This window comes from Pseudomonas sp. 50_B, assembly GCF_017491625.1.
In the GTDB taxonomy this organism is placed as follows: Bacteria; Pseudomonadota; Gammaproteobacteria; order Pseudomonadales; family Pseudomonadaceae; genus Aquipseudomonas; species Aquipseudomonas danubii.
Genome location: NZ_JAFGYX010000231.1, coordinates 1 through 227, shown reverse-complemented (window position 1 = coordinate 227; position 227 = coordinate 1). Strand labels below are relative to the sequence as shown.

General features: G+C 59.5%; 1 protein-coding gene. It reads left to right on the top strand.

Features of this window, described 5'->3' with window-relative positions; all coding sequences use genetic code 11:
- On the top strand, positions 1 to 227 hold a 227-nt coding region (locus J5M73_RS31750; protein WP_207817074.1), incomplete at both ends, for an amino acid permease.

Genomic DNA, 227 nt, shown 5'->3' with positions numbered 1-227 from the left:
CAAGGCCGACATCTTCACCCGCGATATCTGGGGCCGTAGCAATCCGAATTTTGGCGGGGTGATGGACCAGGTGCGCAACATGATGCTGGTCACGGTATTCGTGTTCATCGGCATCGAGGGCGCCAGCATCTTCTCGTCCCGGGCGGAAAAACGCTCGGACGTGGGCAAGGCCACTGTCATCGGCTTCATCACCGTGCTGCTGTTCCTGGTGCTGGTGAACGTGCTGT